22 protein-coding genes are annotated in these 23,500 nt (G+C 28.8%); 2 read left to right on the top strand and 20 right to left on the bottom strand.

Translation table 11 applies throughout. From position 1 onward, the window contains the following. Positions 1–6: 6 nt before the first annotated feature. The 4 genes from ACWPW7_RS10100 to ACWPW7_RS10085 all read right to left on the bottom strand — a co-directional run bounded on the left by ACWPW7_RS10100 (position 7) and on the right by ACWPW7_RS10085 (position 1,876). Positions 7–516, bottom strand: coding sequence for a helix-turn-helix domain-containing protein (locus ACWPW7_RS10100; RefSeq protein ID WP_454053409.1), 510 nt, complete (start codon positions 514–516; stop codon positions 7–9). Positions 517–679: 163 nt separating this feature from the next. Next, on the bottom strand, positions 680–868 hold the full coding sequence (locus tag ACWPW7_RS10095; protein ID WP_454053408.1) for a hypothetical protein: 189 nt from the start codon (positions 866–868) through the stop codon (positions 680–682). Positions 869–919: 51 nt separating this feature from the next. Then, a complete protein-coding gene (locus ACWPW7_RS10090) occupies positions 920–1,168 on the bottom strand; it encodes a hypothetical protein (protein WP_454053407.1) in 249 nt (82 codons plus the stop codon). A 129-nt stretch (positions 1,169–1,297) separates the two neighbouring features. Next, entirely contained in the window at positions 1,298–1,876 is a 579-nt protein-coding gene (locus tag ACWPW7_RS10085; protein WP_291568768.1) for an ERF family protein, read from the bottom strand. A gap of 931 nt (positions 1,877–2,807) precedes the next feature. On the opposite strand from ACWPW7_RS10085, the gene hpt reads away from it, so the two are divergent. Further along, entirely contained in the window at positions 2,808–3,335 is a 528-nt protein-coding gene (hpt, locus tag ACWPW7_RS10080) for a hypoxanthine phosphoribosyltransferase (RefSeq protein ID WP_454053406.1), read from the top strand. Positions 3,336–3,491: 156 nt separating this feature from the next. Here the strand turns inward: hpt and ACWPW7_RS10075 are convergent, their stop codons facing one another. Further along, on the bottom strand, positions 3,492–4,052 hold the full coding sequence (locus ACWPW7_RS10075) for a hypothetical protein (RefSeq protein WP_454053405.1): 561 nt from the start codon (positions 4,050–4,052) through the stop codon (positions 3,492–3,494). 578 nt (positions 4,053–4,630) lie between these two features. Beyond that, positions 4,631–5,293, bottom strand: a complete 663-nt coding sequence (yunB, locus tag ACWPW7_RS10070; RefSeq protein ID WP_454053404.1) for a sporulation protein YunB — start codon at positions 5,291–5,293, stop codon at positions 4,631–4,633. A 343-nt stretch (positions 5,294–5,636) separates the two neighbouring features. Between yunB and ACWPW7_RS10065 the strand changes: the two genes are divergently transcribed. Then, a complete protein-coding gene (locus ACWPW7_RS10065) occupies positions 5,637–8,231 on the top strand; it encodes a transglycosylase domain-containing protein (RefSeq protein WP_454053403.1) in 2,595 nt (864 codons plus the stop codon). A 37-nt stretch (positions 8,232–8,268) separates the two neighbouring features. On the opposite strand, the gene spoVAE is transcribed toward ACWPW7_RS10065, so the two are convergent. The 14 genes from spoVAE to ACWPW7_RS09995 form a co-directional block, all read right to left on the bottom strand. After that, a complete protein-coding gene (spoVAE, locus tag ACWPW7_RS10060; protein WP_039631240.1) occupies positions 8,269–8,625 on the bottom strand; it encodes a stage V sporulation protein AE in 357 nt (118 codons plus the stop codon). Positions 8,626–8,627: 2 nt separating this feature from the next. Then, positions 8,628–9,650, bottom strand: coding sequence for a stage V sporulation protein AD (gene spoVAD / locus ACWPW7_RS10055; RefSeq protein ID WP_454053402.1), 1,023 nt, complete (start codon positions 9,648–9,650; stop codon positions 8,628–8,630). 5 nt (positions 9,651–9,655) lie between these two features. Next, positions 9,656–10,108: a stage V sporulation protein AC gene (gene spoVAC, locus ACWPW7_RS10050; RefSeq protein ID WP_039631237.1), complete on the bottom strand. Its 453-nt coding sequence runs from the start codon at positions 10,106–10,108 to the stop codon at positions 9,656–9,658. A gap of 397 nt (positions 10,109–10,505) precedes the next feature. Next, positions 10,506–11,261: an RNA polymerase sporulation sigma factor SigF gene (sigF, locus tag ACWPW7_RS10045; RefSeq protein ID WP_039631235.1), complete on the bottom strand. Its 756-nt coding sequence runs from the start codon at positions 11,259–11,261 to the stop codon at positions 10,506–10,508. Positions 11,262–11,270: 9 nt separating this feature from the next. After that, the gene (spoIIAB, locus tag ACWPW7_RS10040) at positions 11,271–11,702 is read right to left on the bottom strand and encodes an anti-sigma F factor (RefSeq protein WP_454053401.1); all 432 of its coding nucleotides are present in this window, start codon (positions 11,700–11,702) and stop codon (positions 11,271–11,273) included. Positions 11,703–11,715: 13 nt separating this feature from the next. Further along, the gene (gene spoIIAA, locus ACWPW7_RS10035) at positions 11,716–12,051 is read right to left on the bottom strand and encodes an anti-sigma F factor antagonist (RefSeq protein WP_039631231.1); all 336 of its coding nucleotides are present in this window, start codon (positions 12,049–12,051) and stop codon (positions 11,716–11,718) included. A 578-nt stretch (positions 12,052–12,629) separates the two neighbouring features. Next, on the bottom strand, positions 12,630–14,381 hold the full coding sequence (locus tag ACWPW7_RS10030) for an Eco57I restriction-modification methylase domain-containing protein (protein WP_454053400.1): 1,752 nt from the start codon (positions 14,379–14,381) through the stop codon (positions 12,630–12,632). Between the two features lie 346 nt (positions 14,382–14,727). Continuing rightward, the gene (locus ACWPW7_RS10025; protein WP_291568786.1) at positions 14,728–15,363 is read right to left on the bottom strand and encodes a cyclodeaminase/cyclohydrolase family protein; all 636 of its coding nucleotides are present in this window, start codon (positions 15,361–15,363) and stop codon (positions 14,728–14,730) included. 18 nt (positions 15,364–15,381) lie between these two features. Next, positions 15,382–16,623 (bottom strand): imidazolonepropionase, encoded by a 1,242-nt coding sequence (gene hutI / locus ACWPW7_RS10020; protein ID WP_454053399.1) that lies wholly within the window; start codon positions 16,621–16,623, stop codon positions 15,382–15,384. Positions 16,624–16,644: 21 nt separating this feature from the next. Continuing rightward, positions 16,645–17,541, bottom strand: a complete 897-nt coding sequence (gene ftcD, locus ACWPW7_RS10015; protein WP_454053398.1) for a glutamate formimidoyltransferase — start codon at positions 17,539–17,541, stop codon at positions 16,645–16,647. A 33-nt stretch (positions 17,542–17,574) separates the two neighbouring features. After that, positions 17,575–19,098 carry a histidine ammonia-lyase gene (hutH, locus tag ACWPW7_RS10010; protein WP_454053397.1) on the bottom strand — a complete coding sequence of 508 codons (1,524 nt, stop codon included), beginning with the start codon at positions 19,096–19,098 and terminating at the stop codon, positions 17,575–17,577. Positions 19,099–19,345: 247 nt separating this feature from the next. Further along, on the bottom strand, positions 19,346–20,206 hold the full coding sequence (locus tag ACWPW7_RS10005; RefSeq protein WP_454053396.1) for a DMT family transporter: 861 nt from the start codon (positions 20,204–20,206) through the stop codon (positions 19,346–19,348). Between the two features lie 275 nt (positions 20,207–20,481). After that, positions 20,482–21,342 carry a DMT family transporter gene (locus ACWPW7_RS10000; RefSeq protein WP_454053395.1) on the bottom strand — a complete coding sequence of 287 codons (861 nt, stop codon included), beginning with the start codon at positions 21,340–21,342 and terminating at the stop codon, positions 20,482–20,484. A 386-nt stretch (positions 21,343–21,728) separates the two neighbouring features. Beyond that, complete coding sequence (locus tag ACWPW7_RS09995; RefSeq protein WP_454053394.1) at positions 21,729–23,438, bottom strand: peptide ABC transporter substrate-binding protein; 1,710 nt, start codon at positions 23,436–23,438, stop codon at positions 21,729–21,731. Positions 23,439–23,500: the final 62 nt, after the last annotated feature.

Here is a 23,500-nt window from a genome sequence, read left to right as displayed (position 1 = left end):
GAGTATCTACGCATTTTTTTTAAAAGCTATTTGCTTTTGAGGATCTGCTAAAGTAGGATGGTATTCTCCACGTTTATATGAAAAACCAAGTTCTATCATTATTTGTCTTGTTCTTTCATAGGAGTATAGCCTACCAAATTTTTTATCAACATATTCTCTTACGCGGTCAATACTCCATACTGATGAAATGAAACCGAATTCTCTAGGGTCTTTAGTTGTTAAAATCATTCTAATTTCATCTAACATTTCATTAGTAAATGAGCTTTCAGAACCACCACGACCATCTTCAATAGAATCAAGTCCATTCTTGTTCCAAGATTTTATATAGGTTAAAAGTGTAACTCTTGAAACATTTAAGATTCTTTCTATATCGTCTAGATGAATACCTTGATAGCTCATAATTACAGCTCGAAGAGCTCTACGAGAATATTTACTAGTATGTTCTTGCTCTAATTTAATTAAATTTTCTAAAGTATGATTGTGTAATGTAGCTACTTGAGTTTGTTTCCTTCCCATAATAACCTCTCCTTGGCATTTGATTATAGTTATTATTAGGACAATTTATATTTTTGATACATTAAATTTGGAACTGGTATATCTATATATATATATAATAGAAAAATAGCTTCTGCAAGAAATTGGGGTTGAAAAGCCTAATGTACTAAGATCCAAAAGTAAATCATTTTGATTCTATTAAAGATTGTACGTACTCTAGCATTTCATTTCTAGATTGTATCCTATGAGTATTGTCAATGATCTGCTGCTGAGCTTCTTGTGATAAAGAAAAAAAATAGTCCATTGCGTTATATTGTTGAAGCGCTATTCCTAAGCCTAGTGGTATTTCAGCACCACTTGTGTATTTTTCCATCTCTTCACCTCTGATTCTTATCCTAGGAAATTTTCCAGATATTTAAATACTTTATATGAAATCTATTGAGTTATTATTTAGATTTTTTATTGCATTGTTAATCTTATTTTTTGCGTCAATACCTGTTAAATTGTTATTTTGTATATATTGTATTACATTTGTTTTTTGTTCATCGCTCAAATTTTGAAATGAAGCTCTTGCGTCAGGCTCTTGTAAAAGGGCCATTGCAAAACCCTCTGGGATATCTGGAACGTTTGGATTAGGGTTATGGCCCATTCCTATAAAATTTTTATCACTCATTTACTATCACTCCCTCTTATAAAATTAGTTTAAACTTAGCCATAAAATGCTGGTAAAAGTTATTGCCTTAACTCTTACCTATAATATTAAATTTAGTATTTTTATAGAAAATCTTGTACTAAGAATTTTCTATTTTTTTCTTAGCCATTCCATAGCTGCCTTCCAATCATTCTCTTGTAAATCTTCAAATTTATTGACTTTTCTAAACTTGCAAATATATTCTTCTGATATTTTTTTCTCTTTTGACAAACTTCTTATTTCTTCTGCTTGCTCTTTTGTAATTTTTTCAGGTTCTTTAGCTTCTGATATAGTATGTGCTGTAGTATTACCATCGTCCTCGTCTTCACTTGCTATGCCAAGCATAGCTGATAGTTGATATCTTCTAGCATATGTGATTGAGCTTCCAGAGCCTTGTGCTGTAGGTTTATCGCTTTTTAATTTTAGAGGTTCACTTTCTATCCACTCACCGCTCTCGTGCAATAACATGGTTGTTATTGCCACAAGAGCGCCATCTTCACTATTAGGCATTTGTATATAAGATAAACCATGTTTGCTTAAAGGTTCTTTAACTGTATTTATAACTTCATCCAGTGGAGCATATTTACTATTAAAAAATGGATTATTTGCTACATTTTTAGGATTTTTAACCTCTGCTTGAAAATCCTTTAAAGCTGAGGCTAACTCTTTTATACTTTCTGATTTCTTCATTTGCCTTACCTCACTATTCTACTTTTACTTTTATGCTTTCCTCTTCTAAAATACTTATGCCTAGAATAACCTTCCTTGTTTCTATATCTATACCATTTTTGAAATTTTTTTAATATAGCCGTATCTAGTTCTTCCTTAATCCTAATAAACCCTATATATCTGTTATCTTCACATCATTGTTTTATTTAATCTTCCTTGTAGCTCCATTTCTTAGCCTTTCTGCTTGTTACTTTGTCGGATCTTTGTATTATCATTGTCGTTTAAACCAGATAATATGGAATATAAACAAAATTATGGCTATTATTTAATGTACTAATAATAGCTAATTATGATCTAAGATTAAGGCAAGTTTTAGGTCTAACTTATAACAATATAGATTTAGATAATCATTTAATTAAAGTAATACAGCAATGGAAGTAAAAATAAAGAAGGAGAAAAACCTAAATATGGATTTGAAACTTTAAAAAGCAAAAATTCATGTAGGATAGTAACTATGTTAAAAGTTCTATATGAATATTTAAAAGAATTGAAAGATAGTAAAAAAATTGTTAATATAAATAATAGGCTTTTTAATTTTAAAAATACAGATTCATGTAATATCTACTTAAATCAATTATTCGAATTAAGGGGGCATGATATAACAGTCTATAAATTGAGACACACATATGCTACTATGTTGATAAGTAGAGTTGTTGATTTTAAGACTAACGCTTAGACTACTTAGACATAACGTAGAGCAAACAATGAGGACATATCCTCACATAAATGATGATATGTAAGACAGACAAGAAACATAATAGAAAATATTTTTTTAAAATTTTTGATGAATCTTTTGACGAATTAAAGTCAAATATTGATTTATACAGGGTTAATGGGCTTTTTTATAACAATAGTCCATTATTGTAAATATTATTTAAGGGACGTGATTTCTATGGAAAATAAAAAAGTAAATGTATTAATTTCAAAGGAACAAATCGATGAAGCTTTAGAAAGACTAGGTTCTGAAATATCTAAAGATTATGAAGGTAAAAAACTCTATGTTCTTTCACTTCTCAGAGGAAGTTTTATATTTGCTGCTGACTTAGTTAGAAAAATTCAAGTTCCAACAAAAATAGGCTTTATGACTACATCAAGCTATGGACATGATGAACAATCTTCTGGAACTGTTAAGGTAGTAAATGATGTGCCTGATAATATAGAAGGATATGATGTGCTAATAGTTGATGATATAGTTGACAGTGGTATTACTATGGAATTTGTTATGAATCACATGAAAGAACTAGGTGCTAGTACTGTAAAATGTTGTACCCTTTTAGATAAACCATCTAGAAGAAAAATAGATATTGCACCAAATTATTGTGGATTTAAAATTGAAGATATATTTGTAGTTGGATATGGACTTAATTATGGAGACTATTATAGAAATATTCCATACGTATTCAATTGGGAAGAAAACTAATAGTATCTTTATACTGATAACAACACTAAATTGTTATCAGTTTTTTGTATTTAAACACCTTAAAAATACCTAGTCATCATACTAGTTATTTTACATATATCTAATAAAAAACACCTTAAATTTAGGTGCTTTTCAGATTTATATCATAAGCTAATTTTAAATCACATCAGTGTTAAAACTTAATCCATTAGAATTTGTATAATTTCTTAATAGTCCTCTATAAACAACATTCAATTTATCTAAGCCTTGTATATCTGCCGGCTTAATCATTGTAAATTCGCCTTCAAAATTAAATATACCGCTTCTTTCTAAAACTTCTGATACAAATTGTGAACAAAAATAATAATATTTTCTTTCTAAAGACATTTTAAAAGCTACCGCTAAAACACCTAAAAAATTGTATCTATATTTATCTTGCTCTTTTTCAAAATCTTTAATAATCTCTTTTACCTTCTCATACTGTTCCAATGTAACATCCATTGAGTAAACTATACATTCAGTGTTACAAAACCTTTTATAAACACCATCATCAATTTTCTCTTTAATAAATCCTCCTATAAAAGGATTTTTAGGTCTTTTTCTTCCAAAGCTATACATTTCACTTAACCCTGAATCTAACGCTATGGATGTATGGGAATAATCATTTCTAGTATATATTCTTATAGCTCTAGAAAGAGTTGTCCCTGTGAAAGTAAGCATAATATATATTTTTTCCATGTCCTCCCCCCTAAGTACATAACCAAGAACAAAACTTAGTTGTTAGTTATATATAGATAATATATCAAATTTTAATACTTTGCACAAATAGTTTAAAATATAAAAACTATTATCTCATAAGCTTTAGACAATAATTCTTTTACTAAACCCACGAAAAATTTAATAAATTTTATAAATTGTTTCACTTTCATAAAAGCCTATAGGAAGTTAAAAATATCTATAATAACAAACTCCATCATAAAATGCACCCATTTGGATGCATTGATTATATAAAACAATATATACTAATCTTAAAATTAATGTGTATATCAAAATAAATGCTATTTTTTAGTACCTATTTAATGAAAATTTACAGTTAATAATAAACAATTATACATACTTCTTTCTTATACAGTTCATAATTCGCAATTGTGGAAAACTAGCAGTTCAATTTACTAGCAAAGAAATTAGGTCGTTCAAAACTAATTTCAACTATAATTATGAATTTTGTGTTGTAAATTGTAAATTTAAATAACCTGGGAAATAATTATATTAGTCTATACATTAAGCTTTATGATATAAACTATTTTTCCTTTAAATTATTTTAACTCAAATTCACTAGAACTTACTTTTCCACTATTTAAATCTAGCTGTACAGAAGTTTCTGGTATTTTCCCTACAATCACTGTTTCTGTTATTGGTAGTTGACTAATTACTTCTACCTCATTATATCCTATTGGCAAAACCACCTTTATTTTAGCTTTTACTTCTACGTATATTTTATGTCTTGTTTGATTAATACCAGCGCTTTCAAAATCTGAAATGTATCTAGTTTCCACATGTCCAATAGGTTGCATTGTTGCAGTAATATTTGGCCCTAAATTAGATAATAAATTGTTCTTGGTTATATATCCTATAGGAAACTCTATGCCTACTTGTCCGATCTCCTTTAGATCCCTTTGTACTCTTAAAGCTACATCTGTAGCAATTTTATTCATTTTAAGGGTATCTGCCTTTAATAAAATTATATTCCCTTCTAAATCTTTTTCAAAATTAATAATTTCATCATATTTAAACTGATTTATATATTCCTCAATAATTGATTTATTAATTATATCTGTAGCTTTCGCTCTCATCTCTCCATCACATATCACCATAATGTTAGGAACTATCACCTCATCAAAATAATAAAGAAAAGCTATTAATACAGTACATATAAAAACTATAATTGACATTATTTTAATTTTTACTTTTATTTTCATATTTTCATATCTCCTAAAATATTTTTCTAAAATATAGTTTATATTGTAATAAATTAGTAATAATTAATTATATGTACTATTATTGATTTGAAGAATATTTATTATAGATTTTATTAATTCTTTATATTATGGTATAATACAAAAAAACATAATTAAAGTGAGGCATTTTCAAAAATAACTAATTAGTATGTTAAGCTATTTTACACCATACTTCGTTTACTGATTTTACTGATACCAATGGTATCAGTAAAATCAGCGTCTTTGTTTGATACAAAATATCCTAAGCATATTTAAATAGTTATTTTATTTAAGATGTCTAATAGAATCTTAAGGAGGAAACCTTATGAGTGAAAAGAAAAAGGGTGACGGTAAAAAAAAGCGTTCTCGTAAAAAAACCCGTTCTAAAATATTTAAGGGTATATATATAACACTTATTATTGTATTATTGGGATCTATTGCAATAGGTGCTGGAGTGGGCTATGGAATGATAAAAACTGCTCCTGAAATAGATGTTCAAAAATTTCTAGAAATAGAAGAAACTTCTACAATATATGATAATAAGGGTATATTAATTGATGAATTTAATACCCCCGAAAAAAGAATTCCTGTATCTATAGATAAAGTACCTAAAATTTTAAAAGATGCCTTTATAAGCATTGAAGATGAGCGATTTTATTCTCATAAAGGTATAGATCTTAGAAGACTTGGTGGTGCTTTTGTTGCAGACGTAAAAATTGCCTTAGGTCTATCGGACGGAAGTCTACAAGGTGCATCAACAATAACTCAGCAATTAGTTAAATATAGGTATTTTTTAGAGGACTCTTTAAATAATAGAACCTCAATTAAAAGAAAAGTTCAAGAAATGTACTTAGCTCACAAGTTAGAGAAACAATATTTAACTAAAGAACAGATATTAGAATCCTATATGAATACTATATTCTTAGGTGGTAGTGCCCACGGAATTGAAGCTGCTTCTAAGATGTACTTTAGTAAATCCGTTGATAAATTAACAATTAAGCAAGCAGCCTTTATAGCTGGTGCTGCACAAAACCCCTCAGTTTCTTTTGCAAATGCATTTAGGAACTATAAAGAAAATACGCCTTTCGACTCACCTAGAACAAAAACAGTTCTAGAAAAAATGCTTGAAACAGGTGCTATAAATCAAGGAGAATATGATCAAGCAATGGCTGAGAATTTATTATTTAAGTTCTCATTAAAATCTAACAACAAAATGAACTACGAATATTTCTCAAGACCTGTTATTGAGGAAGTTGCTAAAGATTTAATGTCCGTTTATGGATATAATAAAGAAAAAGCTTATGACGAATTAATGTATGGTGGTTATAGAGTTTACACTACAATGGATAAAGCTTTACAAGATGAGATCCAAAAAGTTATTGATGATGAAAATGGTGAATTAATTTCTCCATATGCGAATCCTAACCTTCAGGCTTCTGCTGTAATTATGGATTATAAAAGTGGTGAAGTTAAATGCATAATTGGTGGACGTGGTGATCAGCCTGCAAATTCTTATAATAGAGCTGCATCTGAAAATTTCTTAAGAGCACCAGGTTCTAGTTTGAAACCTCTTACAATATATGCACCAGCAATTGATTCTCAAAAGTTAACTGCTGGATCAGCCTTTGAAGATGCACCAGTTCCAACAGAAATGGGCTCAAAGTATGGTAACCCACCATATGATCCTAAAAATAGCCCTGATATGTATAGAGGATATGTTACTATGAGAGATTCAATTAGAGTTTCTGCTAATACAATAGCCGTTAGAATTGGTGATGCTATTGGTTTAGATTTAGCATCAGAATATGGTACTAAATTTGGTATTCATCTTGATGATGATGATAAAAGTAGCATGGCTGCACTAGCGTTAGGCCAATTGGATGGTGGTGCTTTAAATGGAACTAATCCATTAGCATTATCAAGCGCTTATGGTGCTTTTGGAAATAATGGAATAGTTACAAAGCCAAAATTATACACAAAGGTTGTTGATAGAAATGGTAAAACTATTTTAGAAAGTAAACTTGAAAGTAATAAAGTTATATCTCCTGAAACAGCATATATAATGTTTGATATGCTTAAAGAACCTATAATAGGTACTGGTCCTAGTGCTAATTTTGGTAATATGCCTGCAAGGGGTAAGACAGGTACATCTTCTGATTCTAAAGACCTTTGGTTTACAGGATTAACACCTTATTATTCCTGTGCAGTTTGGATGGGTAATGATGATTATACCGAGATTGAAGGTATGAATAGTGATAATCCTTCTGCTCTTTGGGGAAAAATAATGGCAATTGCTCATAGAGATTTACCATATAAAGAAATTGATAGACCTGCTGGTGTAATTAATGTAGATGTATCTAGAGATTCTGGTACACTTCCAACAGATTTATCTTATAGAGATTCTAGAGGTGATAGAGTTTACTCAGAATTATTTATTTCTGGTACTCAGCCAACAACTTTAGACGATGTCCATGTTGAAGCTGATGTTGTTAAAGGTGCAGATGGAAGATATTATTTACCATCTGAAAATACTCCAAAAGATAGAATTGAAAGACGTGTCTTTATAACAAGAGACTATTCTCCATCAGTTTATCTTCAAGACTCTCAATGGGTATTACCAACAGAAAAAGATCCAGCTAAATATGATATTATAGATAAAGGTAAAGACAAAGATAAGAATAAGGATAAAGACAAAGACAAAGATAAGAATAAGGATAAAGATAAAGACAAGGATAAAGACAAAGATAAAGATAAAGACAAGGATAAAGATGAAGAAATTAATGAAAATGATAATAATGATGTCCAAAGATCTAACCTACAGACTATGAATTTTCATCAATCTTCAAATATAAATAGTGTATTTAAAAATATATCTTTTATTAAATTTATAGATACTATATCTAGTTATGTAAAATTCTAATAAATAGAAAAGTTGGCAGATTAATTTGCCAACTTTTTTATTTTGTTTTAGGATTAAATAATAATGCCATTATATACCCAAAAACAATTGCACCGGTTACTCCTCCAGCTGTTGCTTTTATTCCTCCTGTAAAAATACCTACAAATCCTTCCTTCTGGACTTCTTCAATAACTCCTTTAGCTAGTGAATATCCAAAGCCTGGTAGGGGTACAGTAGCACCAGCTTTTCCTATTTTAACTATTTTCTCATATATATTAAATGCTTGTAGTATCACACCACCTGTAACAAATATAACTAATATCCTACCAGGAGTTAACTTAGTTGTATCCATTAATATTTGGCCTATTACACATATAATTCCTCCTACTATAAATGCAGCTATGTAATCACTCATATTTACTCCCCTCCAATCTCTACAGACACTGCATGAGCAACTCCTGGTATTGTTTCACCTTGTAATGGAGAAGTCGAATTTAATAGTGCACCTGTAGAAATTAATAATACTTTTTTAAATTTACCTGCGAGCATATTTCTATATATGTATCCAGTCATAACTGCACCAGAAGAAGCACATCCACTTCCACCTGAATAAGTATTTTGTCTTTCAGAATCAAAAATTTCATCACCACAGTCAATATAGTTTGAACTAATATCATAACCATATTCTAAAAGTAATTCTTGTGTGATTTTTTTCCCCACCTTACCTAAATCACCTGTAGCTATAAGATCATAATAATTTGGCTGCCTGCCTGTATCTATAAAGTGTTGTTTCAATGTATCCACTGCCGCTGGTGCCATAGCTGCTCCCATTTCATTTGGATCTGTAATTCCATAATCTTTAACTTTTCCTGTAGTTATATGAGTTATATAAGGTTTACTTTTATCATCATTTTTACTAATCATCATAGCCCCTGCTCCTGTAACAGTCCATTGTGAAACTGGTGCTCTCTGACTTCCCATTTCAAGAGGCAATCTAAACTGCCTTTCTGCCGAAGAAAAATGGGAGGAAGTTGATGCTATAGAATAATTTGCACAGCCTGATTCTATAGACATTGCAGCCATACTCATTGATAAGGTCATATTTGAACAAGCTCCATAAATGCCCATAAAAGGTATATCTAAATCTCTAGCCATAAAGCCAGATGAAAATAATTGATTTAACAAATCTCCACTAAACATATAGTTTATATCACTTTCTTTTAGATTTGCTCTTTTAATGCAGGATGATACAGCAGTGTAATGAATTTTACTTTCCGCTTTTTCAAAGGTATCACAGCCAAACATATCATCTTCTAAAATTTCATCAAAATAATCCTTTAGAGGTCCATCTCCTTCTTTTGGACCAACTACATTGTAAGTACTAATTATTCTTGGTTTGCTATCGAGACTTACAGTTTGTATTCCCATTCTAACAGCCATTAAAATCACCACCTAAAAATATAATATAATAATCCTAAGATAACAGAAGAACCTACACCATAAACCAAAACTGGTCCAGCAATTGTAAACATTTTTGCAGCAACTCCAAATACAAATCCTTCTTTTTTAAACTCTATAGCAGGAGATACAATTGAATTTGCAAAACCTGTAATTGGCACTACTGATCCTGCTCCTGCATAATCTCCTATTTTATCATATACTCCTATACCAGTTAAAAATGATCCTATAAATATTAGAATAACTGATACATAACCTGGTATTTGTTCTGTAACAAATCCCCATCTAACTAACATATTTTGTATAAATTGACCTATAACACATATAAGTCCGCCAGTCCAAAATGCACGAAAACAATTTCTTAGTAACTTAGGTTTGGGAGTGACTTTATTATAAATATCATAAAATTTACCGACTATTTTTGTTTCCTTTGCTTTCATTGCTTCACCGTTGACAAATTCTATAAAGTTAGTTTTCCCCTATTATTTCATCATGTTATAAAATTTTCATAAATTACTTCTATAGTAAAATTATAGGGATTAATAACCTTACATACTCACAAATATTTTTTACACATTTAATTTGTGACATGTCAACATTCTCCTTTCTTCATATTTTTAATAATCATTTTATAGTAGACAAAAACCTTTAAGAATATAAAGTTTAATAAGAAATTACAATATCAGATAAGGGATTATGAAAAATTCTTATAATTTTTTATAAATGTTTTTAACTGCTGTCACCCTCTCTGAATTACTAAAATATATCACAATAAATATTGTTTCCAGTTTATATTATTTTATGAAAAAAAGATAAGATGATATATACATCTTATCTTTAACCACTTAATTTCTCTCTCATTATTTTTAATACTTTTTTTTCAATTCTAGATACTTGAACTTGACTTATTCCCATCATTTTAGCTACCTGTATTTGAGTTTTATCTTTAAAATATCTGAGCATTATAATTTGACGAGATTTTAAGTCTAGCTTTGTTAACGCTTCTTTTAGTGCAATTCTATCTATAACTTCTGTATCCTCTTCATAATCTTCACTTAATTTATCTATCAAAAGTACAGGTGCGCCATCATCATGGTGAATGGTATCATACAAATATTGCATATTATTTGAAGATTCTAAAGCTGTAATAATATCTTCTTTATCTATTTCTGAGAATTTAGACAATTCTTCAATAGTAGGTTCACGTCCTAATTTCTTAGTAAGTGCATCCCTATCATAATGAAGTTTTCTAGCAGTATTTTTTATGCTTCTACTGACTTTTATTATACCATCATCTCTTAGAAATCTTTTTATTTCCCCTACTATCATAGGCACTGCATAGGTAGAAAATTTTACATTAAAGCTTTCATCAAAGTTATTTATGGCCTTTACTAGACCTATGCAACCTATTTGGAATATATCGTCATACTCATATCCTCTATTTAGAAACTTCTTACTAAGAGATGATACCAAAGGTAGATTCATTTCTACTAGATTATCTAAAGCTATTTTATCTCCTTCTTTTGCAAGCTTTATAAGTTGCATATTATCATCATAATTATAGCTATTAGCTTTCTGTGTTTTATCATTCATATTATTCACCTATCTTAAGGAATTAAAGGTCTTTTTCATAATTATCTTAGTACCCTTACCCTTCTCTGATATAACCTCTAAACTATCCATAAAAGTTTCCATTACCGTGAATCCCATACCTGACCTTTCTAAATCTGGTCTTGAAGTATACAGTGGCTCTCTTGCCATTTCTAAATTCTCAATACCTTTACCTTCGTCACTAACCATAACTGTAAGTTCATTATCATCTATAGCAGCTTCCAGTGTAACTATTTTATCTCCGTCATCTTCATATCCATGTATAATTGCATTAGTAACTGCTTCCGAGATAGCTGTTTTTATATCTGTTATTTCTTCGATAGTTGGGTCTAACTGTGCTGCAAAGGCCGATACAACTATTCTTGCAAAACTTTCGTTTTCAGATTTACTCAAAATTTCAATTTTCATTTTGTTATGATACATATTAATACCTCCACTAAACGCTTTTTATCCCTTGCTCCACATCATCATAAATATCAATAATTTTAAATAACCCTGATAATTCAAAAACTCTTTTTACTGATGGTTTTAAATTGGTAATACAAAGCTTTCCACCTTTCATAGAAAGCTTTTTATATCTTCCTATTACAGCACCTATACCGGAACTATCCATAAAAGATACTCCAGAAAAATTCATTATAAGCTTATTGATATTATCTCTATCTAGCATATCATCAATTTTATTTCTCACCTCTGAAGCATTATGATGATCTAACTCTCCCATAAGCTCTACAATTAACTTATCCTCTATATTGTCAAACTTTAATATCATCTACATCCCTCCATATATTTAAATTAAATTATGTTTAAATAGATATTGAAACCAATAATTAATTTTCGAGTAATGAATTGTTGATTATTTCAATTAATACTCTTTAAAATATTGTTTTAAGTTAAACTATCAGTATATGATTTTAATTATCATATTATTTCTAAAACATTATAACATAAATATTCTATTAATTACATTATTTTCCTGCAAGAATTAACAAATATTCCATATTTATTTTAAATTAGTGATGCAAAACCATTTATCTATCCAAATATATTGTGATTTTACTGCTCAATAAAAACATTTCCTATACTGATAAACTACCTTAAAGCTTAATTAATGCACAATTCACAATTAAGGTAGAAATTATTTTTTAAAAAATAATTTCTTTGAATAGATTTTTTTACTAGCAATACAATTGCTAGCTCTTGTGCGAAAGAAGTTACTATGTAACTTCAAAAAAGAATTAATTTAAAATTTTTCAGCAATCGCTGAGAAATATCCACAATTGTGAATTGTGCATTATGAATCGTGCATTGTAAAAATCCTATGCACTACTTAAAGCACATAGGACTTTACTATATTGATTGATTAATTAATTCTATTTCTTCTGTTGTAAGTAAAAAATACTTATATAATTCTTCTTCACAATAAGTAGATATTTCATTTATTGGAGGAATTAATAACTTCATAAGATTATTAGGATAATATTCATATAAGTCTTCTCCTAATTTTTTAGCAAAAGTTTTAAAATAAAACTCGTAAATTTTACTATTTAATATAAATAATAAAAATTCATAAGTAAACTCACTTTTTTCTTTTAACTTTAATGCATATACATCTGCACTAAAATAGCTACCAAAATCTAGAGAAAATTTATTACTAGAAGCTTTAAAGGGAAATATTATTTTATAGTCATCGAATATTTCTTTATTTCTTCCCCATTGAAGTTGATACCATTTTCTTACACCTCTTAAGCATTCTCTTCTACTACTGAGTTTTTCTTTATAAGGTGATATATGTTCTATACAATTAGGATATTTACTTTCATCTTCAATTAAATCTGAGTAGATTATAAAAGAATTTTGTCTATTAACTTGATTTTGTTTTATAAAACTACTTTTTATCCATGGTTTTAAAAGTTCCTTTTCTAAGTTTTCATCCTCTATTATTTCATTTTTTACAACAAAAGCTTTATCACATCCTGTAATAATTCCTTGATGACTTGCGCAAATATCTATTAATTTCATATTACACTTATTCTCAATTTTCTTTATAATATTTTTAACCTCAAGGCTTCTAAGTATCCATCTTTCTCCTTGAAGGGTAGATTGTTTAATATAGAATCTATTATACTCTTCTCCTTCATTTAGGAATAAAGAACTATAAAACTTATCAGTTTTTTTACCTTTGTCAGATAGTGGTTTTATCACTTCAACCTCTCCAAAACTTCCTTTATGCTTTTCCATAAATATTATAACTGGATCAATTCCAACTCCCTTAAAAGGCCTTATTCCATAAAAATCAATAATTCTTCTAATATGAGTATTTTCATTTAACGTTTTTCTAAGCTCTTTACCACTAGAAGACTCTAAAAAATATCTAGAAGTTATAAATGAAATTTGTCCTTTATTGTTTAAAGTGTCCAATGCTTTTTTAAAAAAACAATAGGACAAATCACCTTTATCTTTGTAAATCTCCTTAAATTTTTCTTTTAATACTATTGAATAATCTTTATCTATAAATTTTGGTCCAACATAAGGGGGATTTCCTATAAAAATATCAAACTTATTATCCTCTTTCCACAAAAGAAAATCTTCATTAATCAAGTTATAACTAATATTAGAGTTACTATGATAAAATAAATCAATTTGAAGGATTTGAATAGCTATGGTATCAATGTCAAAGCCATAAATATTATTTTTTATAATATGATTATTTATATCTTCTTCCTTAAGCTTTAGTTTATTTTTTATGTTTATTTCTTTGAGATTTTCTTTATAAAGATTTATAAGGTGTAAAAAACAAGGAATTAATAGATTTCCTACACCACAAGCAGGATCAATAATCTTTATAAATGGATTATTAATTATATCCCTACTAGTAACTGTATTCTCTACAATATACTTGGCTATAGGATAAGGAGTATATACTATTCCTTTTTCCTTATTGGTTTTTAATGAATCATAATAATATTCACCTATAGTTTTATTATCTTGTATTTTAAATTCTTTTTTAAAAGCCTCAATTGCAATCAACTTAAACATTGCATCTATAGGATTTAATAATAAAATATATAACTCTTTTATTTTTCCCCTAAAAACCTCCACCACACTTAACCCCCTTTAGAAATTAATTTTAATTGTTTATTTTAGTATATCATATAAAAATTTTTATTTAAACCATATTTTTACTTTAATGGACAAAATTATAGCATTTCCTTTATAATATTTTTATATACTATATATTTAGTCAAAGTTAGGTTATATATTTTATATTATATAAAGAAATAAATTATCGCAATAATCTAACTAGTATAACCAAATACACAAAGATACTAAAAATCTTATTTAAAAATTAAAAATTAAAAATTAAAGATAAAGAATTAATTTATTAAACTAATTTCTTAAGAGAAATAAATATGCCAAAACACTTAATGTGTTTTGGCATATTCCACTATATTTTACTATTAACTATTTTTAATATTTCTTCTCTTAGTTTAGTACCTTCACTACTTATGTTTTCAATATCTTTTTCTATACCATTTTTGTATTCTTCATCTTTTATTGATGACATATTGATTTTTACATTTAGTATGGCAGCTTCAATAGCACTTTGAGTCATAAGAGCAGCAACTCCTGCATCAGAAACTGCATTCTTATTTCCATATTGTGCAGCTATCAATATATGTTTATATAATTCAAAAGCCGCTTTAGCAGTTGATAGTGGTACTTCTAATGATTTCTTATAACCTAATTGTATTTTTTCACTTCTAACTTTCTTTTCTTCTTCAGTATCCTTAGGCATCTTGAAAGTTTTCATAAGTTCTAAAAATACCTCTGTATCTTCATTCATTAAATCTAAGAATTTAAATTTCAATTCTTCACAAGCCTTTAAAGTTTCATCTATAGATGCTTTCTTATCCTCTTCAAGTTCATTATAAGACTTTTTACCTACAGTTAAATTGCATACCATAGAAGTTAATGCTGATGCTAATGAAGCTGAAATTGCAGATACACTTCCACCTCCTGGTGCTGGTGATGATGACGCTAATTCTTCTATAAATTCTCTAACTGTTTTCTTTTCTAACATATATATCACGCTCCTATATTAGTTTCCCACTACAATATTACCATTTTTAATAACCTTATATACAGAGTTTATTCCAAAATGATATATTAAATAATTTAAATTTTTAGCATTAAAAATAACTATATCAGCTTTTTTTCCTACTTCAATACTTCCTATTTCCTTTTCTCTATTCATAGAAGCTGCTGCATTTATAGTCATAGCATTTATAATTTCCTCTGGAAACATTCTCATTCCAAAAGAAGCAAAAGTCATTACAGTTTGCATAGATTCTGTTGGTGAAGTACCAGGATTACAATCTGTAGCCAATGCTACACAAACACCTTTGTCTATCATTTCTCTTGCCCTTGCAAATCTTCCAAGCATTAAATAAAAGGCAGTTGATGGAAGTAATACTGCTACCACTTCATTATCAGCTAGTGCTTCTATCCCTTTATCACTTGCAGCAATTAGATGTTCTGCAGAGATTGCCTTTATTTCTCCTGCAAGTTCAGCTCCCCCTACAGATTCCACTTCATCTGCATGAATTTTAGGAATCAATCCATACTCTCTTCCCAAGGAGAGTATTTCTCTACACTCTTCTGTAGTAAATACGCCCTCCTCACAAAAACAATCTATGAATTCTGCTAAATTATTCTCCTTAATATATGGAATCATATCTTTAATTACTTTTATAAATTCAGCTCTTTTTCCCGTATATTCTTTAGGAATAGCATGAGCACCCATAAAAGTTGATACTATATCCGCAGGATGAATTTTATTAAGCTCTTTATTTACATTTAAAATCTTAGCTTCTGTTTCTAAATCTAATCCATATCCTGATTTACTTTCAACAGTAGTAGTACCATGATTTAGCATTATATCTAATCTAGCTTTACTCTCTTCCACTAACTGTTCAAAAGGAGCTTTCCTAGTACTATCAACAGTGCTTAATATGCCACCACCACTGTTTAATATCTCAATATATCCTACCTTGTTTAATTTAAGTGGAAGTTCTCTTTCTCTTGATCCTGAATACACTAAATGAGTATGAGGATCTACAAGTCCTGGAGTTACAGTTTTACCTTTTCCATCAATAATGGTATAATTTTCCGATAAATATTTATTATATCCGTCCCCAGTTCCAACCTCAGTTATTATATCATTGCTAATAACAACATAACCATTATTTATAATTTTAGCATCGTTCATTTCTTCTTTAGTTTTTTTATGGCTACCTTCACAAGTTACTAAACAGTCAATATTTTTTATTATGATTGACATGAAGTACCTCCCTCTTTAACTTTATTCGCTTACTCTTTTTTCTAATATTTGATCCATAGAGAAGTTTTCTATTTGCAAATAGTATTCTGCACTATTAATTAATGCAGCCATAGGTAAAAGTCCAATAACCTCACTACCTATTACAGGTACTCCATAGCGTTTTGCTTCCATCTTAACCATTTCAAATGCTCTATAAACTGCTGTCTTTTCATAGTTAACTAAATTCATAGAAACCTGTGCTATATTTCTTTCTTCAAGCATAACGCCCATAGCTTTAACGAATCTTAGTCCTCCACCTAGATGTCTTATAGTTTTAGCAATTTTATCTGCAATTTCTAAATTATCTGTACCTAAATTTACATTGAAAGCTACTAAAGGCTGTCTAGCAGATATTGCAACACATCCACCTTTAACATTTACTTCACTTGGACCATAATCTGGTTTCCAATTTTCTTCTTTAATCTTTTCAAAGAATCCTTCATATTGCCCCTTTCTAACAGTAGCTAAATTCTCTCTATGTGGAGCAGATGCTGCTTTTTCATATAAATAAACAGGTATTGAGAATCTTTCTCCTATAACTTTACCTACTCTATTAGCTATCTCTACACATTCATCCATTGATACATCACTAATAGGTACAAATGGTACTACATCTAGAGCCCCCATTCTAGGATGTCCGCCATGATGAACACTCATATCTATAAGCCCATAAACTTTTTCTGCCATGTTAATAATAGCATTTTCTACCGCTGTTGGTTCACCTACTAGTGTAACAACAGTTCTATTGTGATCTGCATCACTAGAGTAGTCTAGTAATTTTACCCCTTCTACTCCTCTTACAGTATCAATAATCTTTTCTATTTTTTCCTTGTCTCTTCCCTCACTAAAATTAGGAATACACTCAATAATTCTTGCCATAAAAATCACCCTCCCTATGTAATAAATAACATTTTAATAATTTATTTTTACTACTTTTTCAACCTTGTCTAATATTGTATTATCAACAATAATCTCTAAAACTCTGTCTAATTCTTTATACATAACAACATCTTTATCAATAAAATCTGTAACTTCCCTAACTGCCTTATAACATTCTTTAGTTCCTTTACCTAAGGTAAATCCTTCCCTAAAGTCTATTGCTTGACAAGCAGCTAAAAGTTCTGTTGCTAAAACTCTTTGAGTATTTTTTATTATATCTCTTGCTTTTCTTGCAGCTATAGTTCCCATACTTACATGATCTTCTTGATTCGCTGAAGAAGGTATAGAATCTACACTGGCTGGATGAGCTAATATTTTATTTTCTGAAACTAGTGCTGCTGCCGCATACTGTGTAATCATAAATCCTGAATTTAATCCACCATGCTTGACTAAAAATGGTGGTAAATCATTTAGTTGATAGTTTATTAATCTCTCAAGTCTTCTTTCTGATATATTAGCCATTTCAGCTACAGCAATTCCTAAAAAGTCACAACTTAAAGCAAGAGGCTGCCCATGGAAATTTCCTCCTGATATTACATCTCCTTCTTCTGTAACAATTGGATTATCTGTAACAGAATTAATTTCTGTTTCTATTACACTCTGTATATATCTGATGGCATCTTTACTTGCCCCATGTACTTGAGGTACACATCTTAAAGTATAAGCATCTTGTACTCTTATTTCTCCTTGATTTGTTACTAATGTGCTGTCTTCAACTAAATTTAATATGTTTTCTGCAGTAATAATTTGTCCTTGATGATTTCTTATTAAGTGAGTTCTTTTATCGTAGGCATCTTTAATTCCTCTTAGTGCTTCTAATGTCATAGCTGCTGCTACATCACTTAGTTTCATTAGATTTATTGAATCATAAATTCCAATAGAAGCTATAGAGTTCATAACCTGAGTTCCATTTATAAGTGCTAATCCTTCTTTTGCTGTAAGCTCAATAACTCCAATATCGGCTTTTTTCATAGCTTCCTTACCTGATAGTATTTCTCCATCATACTCAGCTTCTCCTTCACCAAGCATAGGAAGTACCATATGAGAAAGCGGTGCTAAATCTCCTGACGCTCCTAAGGAGCCCTTTTCTGGAATAGAAGGATGTACCTTTTTATTTAGCATATCTATTAATGTTTGTAATGTAGATAGTCTAATCCCTGAGTATCCTTTTGAAAGTGCATTAGCCCTTAAAAGCATAATTGCCCTAACATATTCTGTTTCAAGTTTATCTCCAAAACCACAAGCATGAGAAATTATTAAGTTTCTTTGTAATTCTTTGCAATCTTCACCTGAAATTGTAACATCAGAAAATTTTCCAAAACCTGTAGTTATTCCATATATAACCTTATCATCTTCTACAATTTTATCAACTATGCTTCTTGATTTGTTAACTCTTACTTTTGCTTCTTCGCTAAGCTCTACTCGATGATTATTTCTAGCTACGTCTACTATTTGTTGAAGTGTTAAACTATTTCCATCTATAATAACCTTGTTCATATATTTGCCCCCTTTTTTATAAATAATAATAATATTATTACATATAATTCTTTATAATATTGATTTAACCTTTAAATAAATGAAATAAAAATATTCTGAATATTTTTAATATATTATTACTTTACCACGACAAAGTAATAAAACTGTGGCAAAATCACAGTAAATAAAAATAAAGAGTTATAGTAAAAATTTTATTCTTAATACCTTAGTAGTTTTTAAATAAATTTTACACTTAATTTAGCCTTTCTCATTCTCTAGCTAATATAACCATAGATGTTATTATAAGAAAGCTTCCTAGCATAGTTTTAAAAGCTAGTGCTTCACCTAATATTAATGCACCTAATATTAAACTAACAATAGGTTCTAAGGTACCAAATATAGCTGCGCTAGAAGGACCAATTATTTTAACTCCCTGTAAAAATGCCATCAATGCAATCACTGTAGATATAAATGAAATCATAACTATGGCAACTAATCCGTAAGCTTTTATATGAAAGTTTAAATTGTTAGTAATCAGCCCTATTGCGAAGGTAGCTAAAGCTGATGATAATGACACATAAAAACTCATAACGTAACTATCTATTGATTTTATATAATTATTAGATGCTCCTAATACATACCATGAATAGCATAATGAAGCTAATAAGGATAATATAACTCCTGTTGTACTAAAACTAGCGCTACCTAAATCTATCATTATAAATATTCCTATTATACATAAGGATAAGCATATTATCTTCTTTGTATTAATTCTTTCTTTATATATTATTGAAGATAAAACTGTTACTATGGCAGGATAAATATATAAAGTCATTGTTGCTACTCCTACTGACATATAATTGTATGCCATAAAAAGTAGTGCTGACATCATTGCATATCCAACGGTCCCTAGAGCAAATATAAAAATAAGTTGACCTTTTTTAAGCCTTATAGATATCTTTTTAAATCTTAAGTAAAGAAATAATATTATAGCTGCAAAAGAAAACCTTAAAAATAAGGTAGTTTGGGTATTTGCCCCTCCACTATAAGCCACTTTAGCTAATATTGGCATAATTCCAAAGAAAGTAGCTGCCATTACTACGTATAAAACACCATAAATTTTTTTCATTTTATTACCCCCATTAAGCACTTTAGTTACAACAAATTATGTAAAGCAATATATGATTAAAATCTGTCTTTACTCAATGAGAAATCTCAAATAATAACATGATATTTTATTATAAATTTTTCTATTATAGTTTATGATTATATAACTCCCCCCTTTAATGCTATTATATTTAAATATTTATTCTTTGTAAACATTTTTGTTTAATATATAAATAAAATAACTCACTATATTTTAAAATATTAAAATATAGTGAGTTATTATTCATTTTATTTAAATTATTCCTTTGCTAATATAATCATAGATATAATTATCAGTATGCTTCCTAATATGGTTTTAGATTGTACTCCTTCTCCTAATATCAGTATTCCTAATACTAAAGTAACAATAGGTTCTAATGTTCCAAATATAGAGGCATTAGAAGGTCCGATAATTTTAACTCCCTGTAAAAATGCCATAAGTGCTATAACTGTAGATATAAAGGCTAATAACAGTATTGCTACTAAACTATAGAACTTTATATTTAAATTAATAGTTTGAGTTGGTAATCCTATAGCTAATATACTTATAGCAGATACTAGTGATATGTAAAAAGTAATAACATAGTTATTTGTTGATTTGATATATTTATGAGATGCTCCTAATACATAAAAAGAATATCCTATAGCCGATATTAAAGCTAGTAAAATTCCTTTTACATCATAGGTAGCTACTCCTAAATCTACCATTATAAATATTCCTAAAATACAAAGTATAAGACAGAGTATTTTTTTTAAACTTAATTTCTCTCCATAAAATACAAAAGATAAAAAAGTAACTATTGCTGGATAACTATGTATTATCATTGTAGCCATACCTACAGATATATAATTATAAGATAAAAATAACATCATTGATGTTAAAGAATACCCAGCTACCCCTAAAAATATTAAAAGTGCATATTGTTTTTTTTCAAGCTTTAAAGATATATTTTTGCTTTTTATATAATAAAATAACATTAAAGTTGCAAAGGAAAACCTTAGAAATAACGTTGTTTGTACATTTGCTCCTCCGCTATAAGCCAATTTAGCAAGTATAGGCATTATTCCAAAAGCTATTGCTGATAATACAATATACAGTATGCCATGTATCTTTTTCATATTCTCCTCCTTAGTTTTATCATCATATATCTTAAATAACGTATTTATAAGATATATGAAAATTTATTATATAAATAATTCATTAAATTTAAAAATATATGAATAATTAAATACAACAATATTTATTATATTATTAAAATCCAGTATTTTAAATACCTTTACAATTTTATCTTTTACAAAATAAAGTTATCGTAAAAAATTATTGTGTAATTAAAAAAGAAATTCATTTAAAACTTCCTCTATAAAGTAGAAGTTTATGGATTATTTATTGCTAATAATCAACTCTCAATTGTATAGTGATTTTAAAATTACCTCTCTATAGTAAGCAGTAAGCATATTTTTAAATTAAAATAAGCGCAGTACAAACTGCGCTTTGTTATTAATAACTATTTTTCTCTTCCATCTGTATATATTTTTTTCAAATCTAGTGAACCAAAGGTTGGCGACATATAATTTTTAACATACTTACGTACATAAGTATTTTTAAATCTCCAAACTGTTGGACTTATAACTGCATCATCATATATAAAGATTTTTTCTGCTTCATTAAATAATTTAATTCTCTCCTCATTATCCATACTTTTTCCTGCTTTTTTTACTATATTATCAAATTTCTCATTTTTCCATCCTGTTGGAACAGTGGTAGCCATTGACATCCACATATCAAAATAAGTCATAGGATCATTATAGTCTGCAAAAACTGCTTGAGAAGCTAGCTGATAATCCATTTCACCTGTTCTTTTTTGAAATATTGGCCATTCAACAAAATCACACTCTATCTTTACTCCTAATGTTGACTGAAAATTTTGTTGGCTAAACTCTGCAAACTCTTTGTCCTTAGAACTTGTTCCTGATTGAAGTAATTTTATTGTATGCTTAGATGGATCAGGGTTCAATCCTTCTTCTTTTAGACCTTCTATTAATAACTTTTTAGCATCTGGATTTTCCTTCTTAAGTTCATCCACCGGCTTATAATTTGTTTTTGTTCTAAATTCATCATTTCCAACTTGAACTGCTGGCGGTACCCAAGCATAAGAAGGTTCTGCTAAATCTCTATATAAAGCTTTTACAGCTCCTTCTCTATCATCTACCAATAAAAATGCTTTTCTAATCTTTGCATTTTTAAAATATTTATCCTGTTGATTAAAAAATATATAGCACACAGAAGTATCATAGCTCTTTTTAACTTCAAATTGTCCAGTAACATCAAACTTATCTATCCACTCTTTTTTGCTTACTCCCCCCATATCTAAAGAACCGTTAAATAATTCATTCATTCTAGAATTTTCTTCTTTTATAACTTTCATTTTTACTTTTTCAAGTTTAACCACATCTGAATCCCAATAAGTAGGATTCTTTTCTAATTCTATTCTATTATTGTGTATCCACTCTTTCATTATAAATGGTCCACAGAATACCATGCTATCTACTTCTGAACCATATCTATCTCCATGCTTTTCGATTATGTCTTTTCTTTGTGGCTCCATAATTTTTGAATAAGTCAAATTAAAAAAATGTGCACATGGATCTTCAAGTTTTATTTCTAAAGTATGTTCATCTATTGCTTTTACTCCGACATCCTCTGCTTTTGCCTTACCTCCATTATAAGCTTCTGCATTCTTTATTGGATATAGCAAGTATCCACAAGGCGATGCTGTATCTGCTGCTAATGTTCTTAATATACCATATACAAATTGATCAGCAGTAACATCTACTCCATCACTCCATTTCATTTCTCTTAGTTTAAAGGTCCAAGTTAAACCATCATCAGATAATGACCATTCTGTAGCTGCACCAGGATTTATAACCTCTTTACCATTTCCATCAATTTCTAATCTAGTTAATGCTTCCATTATATTTACGTGCACTTGCGAAGAATAAATATCATAAACTTTTGCTGGATCTAATGTTTTTGGTTCAGCTCCTAATAAAAAGTTTAAGTACTGTTCCTTATCCATTTTTATTTCTTCTTTACTTGTTAATGATTCCCCATCTTTTTTTTCCTTATCAGCACTTTTATTGCTACAAGCAGAAAAAAACATTGAAGATACCATTGTTGTAAATAAAATTGTTGATAATAACCTCTTATTTTTCATAATATATCCCCCTATGATAAAAATAAAATTTAAATAAATTCCATCAACGGAATTTTCCATTG

It is taken from the genome of Clostridium sp. Marseille-Q7071 (genome assembly GCF_965112025.1).
The sequence above is the reverse complement of the archived record's forward strand: the minus strand, read 5'-3'. Positions and strand labels throughout refer to the sequence as shown.